The sequence below is a fragment of the Petrotoga sp. 9PW.55.5.1 genome (assembly GCF_003265365.1).
Classification (GTDB): domain Bacteria; phylum Thermotogota; class Thermotogae; order Petrotogales; family Petrotogaceae; genus Petrotoga.
Genome location: NZ_AUPM01000001.1, coordinates 25766 through 34107 on the forward strand (window position 1 = coordinate 25766; position 8342 = coordinate 34107).

The 8342-nt window shown below is 31.5% G+C and carries 9 protein-coding genes; 4 read left to right on the forward strand and 5 right to left on the reverse strand.

Translation table 11 applies throughout. From position 1 onward, the window contains the following. Positions 1–48: 48 nt before the first annotated feature. Genes PW5551_RS00140 through PW5551_RS00155 form a run of 4 tightly spaced genes read left to right on the forward strand, consistent with a single transcriptional unit; the run spans position 49 to position 3477 of the window. Entirely contained in the window at positions 49–927 is an 879-nt protein-coding gene (locus PW5551_RS00140) for an ABC transporter substrate-binding protein (RefSeq protein ID WP_113073375.1), read from the forward strand. Then, positions 924–1934 carry an iron ABC transporter permease gene (locus PW5551_RS00145; protein ID WP_113073376.1) on the forward strand — a complete coding sequence of 337 codons (1011 nt, stop codon included), beginning with the start codon at positions 924–926 and terminating at the stop codon, positions 1932–1934. The genes PW5551_RS00140 and PW5551_RS00145 overlap by 4 nt, the downstream gene beginning before the upstream one ends. Then, entirely contained in the window at positions 1931–2701 is a 771-nt protein-coding gene (locus PW5551_RS00150) for an ABC transporter ATP-binding protein (protein WP_113073377.1), read from the forward strand. The genes PW5551_RS00145 and PW5551_RS00150 overlap by 4 nt, the downstream gene beginning before the upstream one ends. A gap of 11 nt (positions 2702–2712) precedes the next feature. Then, positions 2713–3477, forward strand: a complete 765-nt coding sequence (locus PW5551_RS00155; protein WP_113073378.1) for a PfkB family carbohydrate kinase — start codon at positions 2713–2715, stop codon at positions 3475–3477. Here PW5551_RS00155 and PW5551_RS00160 read toward each other — a convergent pair. From PW5551_RS00160 to PW5551_RS00180, 5 genes are all read right to left on the reverse strand, one after another. Continuing rightward, positions 3474–3923 carry an Rrf2 family transcriptional regulator gene (locus PW5551_RS00160; RefSeq protein WP_113073379.1) on the reverse strand — a complete coding sequence of 150 codons (450 nt, stop codon included), beginning with the start codon at positions 3921–3923 and terminating at the stop codon, positions 3474–3476. The two genes, PW5551_RS00155 and PW5551_RS00160, sit on opposite strands and share 4 nt — an antisense overlap. 63 nt (positions 3924–3986) lie before the next feature. Continuing rightward, positions 3987–4730, reverse strand: a complete 744-nt coding sequence (locus tag PW5551_RS00165; RefSeq protein WP_113073380.1) for a 2-phosphosulfolactate phosphatase — start codon at positions 4728–4730, stop codon at positions 3987–3989. Beyond that, a complete protein-coding gene (locus PW5551_RS00170) occupies positions 4726–5379 on the reverse strand; it encodes a histidine phosphatase family protein (protein WP_158526085.1) in 654 nt (217 codons plus the stop codon). The genes PW5551_RS00165 and PW5551_RS00170 overlap by 5 nt, the downstream gene beginning before the upstream one ends. A 17-nt stretch (positions 5380–5396) precedes the next feature. After that, positions 5397–6920, reverse strand: a complete 1524-nt coding sequence (gene guaA / locus PW5551_RS00175; RefSeq protein WP_113073382.1) for a glutamine-hydrolyzing GMP synthase — start codon at positions 6918–6920, stop codon at positions 5397–5399. Between the two features lie 13 nt (positions 6921–6933). Next, positions 6934–8235 carry a nucleotidyltransferase gene (locus tag PW5551_RS00180; RefSeq protein ID WP_113073383.1) on the reverse strand — a complete coding sequence of 434 codons (1302 nt, stop codon included), beginning with the start codon at positions 8233–8235 and terminating at the stop codon, positions 6934–6936. Between the last annotated feature and the right edge of the window lie 107 nt (positions 8236–8342).

Genomic DNA, 8342 nt, shown 5'->3' on the forward strand with positions numbered 1-8342 from the left:
GAGAAAATTGTTTTTATGGCGCCAATAAAATTTAAGGAGGCCATTTTGATGAAAAAGGTTTTTTTTATGGTTTTTGTGTTAATGTTTGCAACATTATCTCTTTCGCAACTTGCTTTGGTAGATGACTTAGGAAGACTCATAACTTTTGAAAAAGATGTCGAACGTGTAGTTTCTGCGGCTCCTACCGTTTCAGACTATATCAAACATTTAGGTTTAGAAGAAAAAGTTGTAGGTGTAACAGATTGGGACACCAACATACAAAGTGAAAAAATAGGTAATCTAGTTCCGTTAAACATCGAAAAGATAATATCTCTAAATCCTGATTTGGTTTTTTTAAGCGGTGGATTTCAGGAACCTGAGGTAAGTAGGCTTGAAAAATTCAATATCAAATCTTTTGTTATCAATCCGGTGAACTTTAACGATATATATAGAGACCTTGTATTAATTGGAACAATTTTAGGGGAAAGTCAAAAGGCCGAAAAACTTTCCAATGAATTAAGACAAAAAGTTTTAAATATAGCAAAAGAATCTTTTACATGGACGAACAAACCAACGGTTTTATACCTTATGGTTCAAAATAACGTAGCAGAAATATGGACTCCTGGAACAGGTTCGTATATAAACGAATTGATATCGTACGCTGGAGGTGTTAATTTAGCTGCTCCATACTCTGGTAACAATGGTTTCTTACAAGTTGGCCCAGAGTTTGTTGTTTCTCAAGATCCAGATATAATTATCGTTGATTCGTACTATGAGGGTGATGAGTTAGCAAAAAACACTATAATAAATGCTCCACAATTTAAAAATCTTAAAGCAGTCAAACAAGGGAAAATAGTAATGGTTGATGGAAATAAAATCTCTCAGGCATCTCCATCTCTAATAGATGTGTTGGAACAGTTATATCAATATTTCAGGGATAATAAATGAAAATCAAGCAAAAACGAGTAGAGTTACCAGCTGTTACTATTTTCTTTATTTCCAGTATTTTTTTAATAATGTTATACACCTCATTTGGAAGTGTAAAAATCCCATTAAATGAAGTCTTTAGAACGCTTATAGGGCAAAATACTAATGAAATTTACAACAATCTAATCTTAAATATTCGCCTTCCTAGAGTTGTAGGAAGCTTTCTTGTAGGTAGCATATTAGCAATTTCAGGAAATGTTTTACAATTGGTAGTTCAAAACCCTTTGGCTGATCCATACATTCTTGGGATTTCGTCAGGTGCTAGTTTTGGTGCTGTGTTTTATACAGCATTAAGCGGAATATATGGGATCTCTATTTTCTTAGGATTAGAAAGTTTCGCTTTCTTTTTTGGAATATTATCGACTTTCATTGTATTGATATTAGCAAGACAGGGTAAAAAAATCCCTGTCTTGTCGCTTATTTTAAGTGGTGTAATAATAAGTTTTTTATTCAATTCTTTTACAACTCTTTTTACAGTGATGTATTGGAGGAACCTAATTCACGTAAATATGTGGCTCATGGGAAGCACGGGAGATCTTATATGGAAAGATAGCTTTGAACTTTTATTTGTAGTAATCTTACAATTTGTATTAGTCTTATTATTTTCAAAACAGTTGAACGTTTTGTCAATGGGAGACGAAATGGCAATATATTCTGGTATTAATCCTGATAGACTAAAACTATTGTTGATTGTAATAAACGTTTTTGCTGTATCTTTTACCGTTTCACAAGTAGGGGTTATAGGCTTTGTTGGACTTATTATTCCCCATATAGTAAGGATTATAAAAGGCCCATATTCGTTTGTTTCAAATTTATATTCCCTCTTTATAGGAGGTATGTTTCTCATGACTGCAGATTTTATTTCACGAACTATATTTGCCCCATCAGAACTTCCAATAGGGGTCGTAACTTCAATTGTCGGAGCCCCTATATTTATCTATGTTATGAGGAGAAAAGAGAAAATATGATAGAATTTAAAAATGTGAAATTCACGTATGGTAACCATTTTTTACTATCGATAGAAAAATTAAATATAAACAAAGGCGATATAGTATCTATTATTGGACCAAACGGTGCGGGTAAAAGTACAGTTATTAAAATTTTAGGGGGTATTTTAAAACATTATACTGGTAATATATATATAGATAAAAAAGAACTAAATCATTACTCTGTAAAAGAACTATCAAAAAAAATTTCAGTAGTTCCACAAGAATTCAATACCTCTTTTGATTATGATTTAGAAAGTATAGTTTCCACCTCAAGGATTCCATTTTCAAAAAGGATAAGTTTTTTTGAAAGTAATCATGACAAAAAAATTATTGAAAACGCTTTAAAAACAGTTGGATTATTGGATTACAAAAGCAAACCTTTTTCTTCACTCTCCGGGGGAGAAAAACAAAAAGTTATGATAGCAAGGGCAATAGCTCAACAGACTCCTATACTCCTCTTAGACGAGTTTTCATCGCAACTTGATCCAGGATACACTCAAAATCTTCTAAAATTAGTAAAATCTATGGTAGTTAAAGAAAAGAAAACGGTGATTTCTGTATTCCATGATATTAATAAAGCAGCTATATTTTCTGATAAAATAATTATTATGAAAGAAGGAAAAGTAAGGTACACAGGCACACCCGAGCAACTTTTCAACGAGTCTGTAATGAAAGAAATCTTTGCCATGGATGCTTATGTAATCATACACCCTTTAAAAAAAGTTCCTCAAATATTATTCAAATAGGATAAATACATATGGCGAATATTGATGTAATAGGTGGAATCTTTTTAGATGTATACATCATTCAAAAAGATAATTTTCATAATTCAAATATCCTCATACTTCCAGGAGGATCAGGGTTAAATGTGGCGGTGGGTTTATCTCTATTGGGACATAATGTAAGACTTTTTGGAAACATTGGTAATGATTTGGCGGGTGAAATTATCCTGCAAAAGTTGAATTTATATAAAGTCAACACTAACTTTATACAAAAAAATAAAACAAATACTTCAAGCTTTATAACTTTCAACGAAAAACCTATAGCTGTTGACAGGCAAACAAACGATCTATCTATTGAATTCCCCAAAAGAAGAAGTGATTATTTATTCATTACAACAGAAGTAAATCCAAATATAATAAATAGCAATATTTACCAAAATTATAAAAAAGTTTTTTTTGATATAGGGCCAAGACCGAGTATAATTACTATGAAATTTGACAATGTTTTATATATAGGAAATTACTCTGAAAGTAAGAAATTCATATACGATTGTGATATTGTTAAATTAGGGGAAAAAGGAGCGCGATGGGGAAGAATAATAGTAAAATCAAATGGTATTAAAGCTTTGTACCAAACAGGTATGGGAGATGTTTTTGATACTGTAATAATAAATGAATTGTTAGAAAATAGTTCCAAAGAAAAAAGCCTTGAAAAATCGGTTAATATGGCTCAAAGGGAAAGTAACATTTTAGGAGCACTCAATAAAATTATCGACATAACCAATACTTTGAAAGATTAACTTTTCTGATATAATTTTTCTTTTCTTTTCCCGTATTCGAGAACGTCTTTCAAAGAAATATCTTCTAATTCCCTAAATATAGCTTTTTCAATTCTCTCCCACACGAAATCTACCGAACAATTCTCTTGATTAGCACACTTTCCCTGAGAAATACAATCGTAGGAATTTAAAGGCACTTCTAATACTTTAACTACTTCTGAAAGCTTTATTTCTTCTGGTTTTTTTGTAAGAAAAAAACCTCCAAATTTTCCCTTTTCTGAATCAATAATACCTGTCTTTTTTAAATCTGCGAATATTTTTGCTAAAAACTCCTGAGGAACGCCTGCACTCTCTGATATTTGAGCAATAGAAAATACCTTTTTATTTTCTTCTCTTGATTGTTCTTGCCTTTTACCAAGCTCATACAAACCCCTAATAGCATAACAGCTTTTTATAGTTAAAGACATATAATTACCTACCTTTTTTAAAATAAACTTCAGTTAAAGGGCGGTCATCATTCATTATAATATTCAAAACATTTCCAAACTTGAATTTACAAAACTGTTGGAATCTTGCTTTGCATATGGCACCACATCAAACAAATCCTTATTAAAACAAAACTCAAGATCTTCTTTCAAACCTAATTCTTTTAACTTCTTAGCATGATCAGAATTTTTAACAACACTTAAACTGTATTTTGATATTTGCAAAGCAGCTTTTGCACCATCGTTTAATTCGTAATCTTCATTTTGTTTTATAAACTCATCAACAAATAAACCACTTAAATAAGCATCTTCTAAAGAAACCATTCCATTACTTCCAGAACAAATTAATCCTATATTTTGATAATTTTTTCTTTTCAAAAAGTTAACAACCGCTGAAAAATTTAACATGGAAAGAGCAAGGATATTCCCGACTTTATTAGCTTCTTTCATTGCTTTTGTTCCATTAGTTGTTGTTAAAACTAAAGACTTGTTTCTTAAACTTACACAATTGTTCAAAAATTCCACAGGGGAATTCCCAAAATCAAAACCTTCTATCTTCAAAGCCCTTCTTTCGCCGGCTAATAAATATCCCATGATTTTTAAATCTCTAGCAACATCTATGCTATCAGTTATATAAACTTCTTTTGCTCCACAATGTATCATTGCACATATGCTTGAAGTAGCCCTTAAAAGATCTATCAGGACGTATATTTGATGTTTCTTTATATTTTCATTCGGAAGTAGATATACATTTATACTTTTTTCAAAAATTTTCTCTTCTATTTCAATCTATCTCCTTTTCTTCTGGGGTTAAATAAGTTCTTAGCCCATAATATTCTAAATGCCAAGTTTCGTTTAATGAAGCCAATATATATTTATAATTTCCTTCATAAACAACATGTGAAACAGATGTGTTATCTACCCTAAAGGAGGTATGTTGATTTAGAGGGATATTGAGTATCCATGAAATTATAGTTCTTATTGCAAGCCCATGGGCAACTACAATAATCTTATCACCCATCTTATGTTTTTTCACTATTCTTTTAAGAGCGTTAACGGCTCTTCTTTGAACATCTCCCAAAGCTTCTACACCGTCAACCATTGCCCAGATATCTTTATGCCAATATTCCAACTCTTCTTTATAATTCAAAAGTATTTCATCCAACTTTTTACCATCCCATGTTCCTATATTACACTCATTCAAATCAGGATCTTTTTCAATACTCAGATTATGATATTGATTAATTATTTCAGCTGTTCTTACAGCTCGTTTTAATACAGAAGAATATATTCCGTCTACCTCAACATTTTTAAACCTTTCGGATGTAGCTTGGGCTTGACTTACACCTTCTTCATCAAGTTCTACATCTCGTTGGCCTTGCCAAATACCTTCTTTATTCCATTTTGTTGTTCCATGCCTAACTAAGTATATATCCAAAACAGCGACACCTCCATTTATTCCCATTCTATTGTAGCTGGCGGTTTAGAAGTTATATCATACACAACTCTAGTAATCTCTTCAACCTGGTTTGTAATTCTACTTGAAGCTAAATCCAACACTTCAAAAGGAATCTTAGACCAATCAGCCGTCATTCCTTCTACACTATCTACTGCCCTCAAAGAAACTGTGTAACCATAACTCCTTTGGTCTCCAACGACTCCGACTGTTTTTACAGGTGTCAAAACCGCGAAGGCTTGCCAAACTTTTTCGTACCACCCTGTTTCTTTCAAGGTTTGAATAAAAATATTATCTACCTTTTTCAAAATTTTCAATTTGTCTTTAGTAATCTCACCAATTATCCTTATTGCTAACCCCGGACCTGGAAAAGGATGCCTGTACAAAATTTCTCTAGGTAAACCCAAAATCTCACCAACACTTCTAACCTCATCTTTGAAAAGATCTTTCAAAGGTTCAACTATATTTAACTCTATATGTTCAGGAAGTCCTCCTACATTATGGTGACTTTTTATCTTAAAAGTTTTTTTACCCGATTTAGCGCTTTCTATAACATCCGAATATATAGTTCCTTGTATTAGAAACTCACAATCTTTCTCTTTTCTTGCTTCCTCTTCAAAAACCCTTATAAAATTTTCCCCTATAATCTTTCTCTTTGTTTCTGGATCAGTAACGCCTTCCAATTTTTCTAGGAATCTATCTTCTGCATTTATAGTTGTCAAATTTAATCCGATATAATCTCTAAACGTACTTTCAACTTCTTTAACTTCGTTCAATCTTAAAAGACCATGATTTACAAATATAGCTTTTAAATTATCACCTATTGCCTTATGAGTTAGTACAGCTGCAACAGAAGAATCCACACCTCCAGATAATGCAATAATAGCTTTTTTATCTCTTATTTTTTCTTTAATCTCTTTTATTTTCTTTTCAACAAAGTTAATTAAAGTCCACGAGGTTTTTAAATCGCAAATATCAACAGCAAAGTTCTTTAAAATATCTATCCCAAATTCTGTATGCCTTACTTCCGGATGAAACTGTATAGCGTATATTTTTCTTATCTTATCTTCAAAAGAAGAAATTATATTATTCACGGTAAGAGAGGTAACAATAAAACCTTTTGGAACTTTAGTAACCACATCTTTGTGACTCATCCAAGCGATGAACTCTTTCTCAAAATTTTGAAATAATAAAGATCTCTCAACTACATTTATTTTAGTCTTTCCATACTCAGCATTTTCGGTTTTGCCTACTTCACCACCTAATTTTTTTGCGATAAGTTGCATACCATAACATATACCCAAAATAGGTATTTTAGAATTTAAAATAACATCAGAAATATCAGGGGCCTCTTCTGAGTATACACTGTCAGGACCTCCTGATAAAATTATCCCTTTTACATTTTCTAATGAAAATTCATCATCGTATTGAACTACCTCAGAATAAACTCCTAAATCTCTAATCCTTTTAGCAAGAAGCTGAGTGTACTGAGAGCCATAATCTATTACGAGAATTTTATCCATTCATAAACCTCCACTACAAATTATCAAAAATAATAACCTGATTCTTTTTGTCAGGTTCATATGAAGCAAATTCTTTATTTTTAAAAAGCAAAGAATAGATATTACTTGCTAAAAAATCGTATTCAATCTGGCTTAAATATATCTCGGGAATACTCTGATATTTCTTTTTTGATGACAACATTTCATCACTCAATTTATTATATATCCTTTTATACCGTGATGGAGTAGTTATAATTGGATAAGAACTAACTCTCTTAATCTCATTTAGCAACTCTTGACCTTTTTTTGTAAAACCCAAAACACGTAAATATTGGGGACCATACCTATTATATAACTTAACCTGCTCTTCTTTCAAATCGAAAAAAATCTTTAAAAGTGTTCTCTTTACTCTTGTTAATGTAAAACGTTTTGTCTTGACACATTCAATCAATTCTGTTAAAGTAGCATTTCTCTTAGAACAATCTATAAACCTTCTTTCTAATCCCTCTTTAACCCCATCAATTTTCAAAAGATCTTCTTTTTTCAGCATCCTTAATTTCGCAAGTATCATCTCTCGCATACTTTCAAAAAAAATTGGAGATTTACCTAGATCAATCTCTCGCATTAATATCTCATAAGATAATTTTGGAACAGATTGTTCGACTCTATTAATATCATTATTTTTTATTAAATTTCTAATAGCTGTAGCGCTTGAAATTTCACCAGTAAATTCACTTTGATTATATTTAGCTTTAACTCTTTTAATCACATGAGGTTCTATATCCGATTTATACAACTTCAAACTATTCAAGTATTCTAAACCCAAAATATCGTTAGATTGCTCTAATACACTTACTATATCCTGAGCATAATTAAATGGTTGAAAATATTCATTTAAAGCATATTTCCTTGCATTTGGGAATGAAAGACCTTCTTTTAGGTACTTATTAAGCAATTTTTTAAAAGGTTTGGGTTGGTTAATTAAGACTTCTGACACCTTATTTAAACCATCTAAATCCTTAGACTCACTGCCAAAAACAACATCAGTGACAACATTTGTTCTTTCTAAAACTCCTATGGAACCCTTAGCAAAGCCGCCGGCATCTTGAATGCTATAAACAAAAGGTAATTCAAAAACTACATCTATACCCATCTTAACTGCAATTTCGGCACGCGAAAATTTATCCAAAATAGCAGGCTCTCCTCTTTGAACAAAGTTACCACTCATAACAGCGATAGTATAATCTGGAGCAATTAAAGCCTTAGCTTCATTTAAATGATGTAAATGACCGTTATGAAAAGGATTATATTCTACAACTACCCCTAAAACCCTCAAAAATCCCCCTCTCTAATATCATACAAATTTAACCCTTACTCTTAATTATACCAAATTTTGAATTTTAAAATAAAGATGCGGAATTTTATTTTAATTCCCCTTCTTCG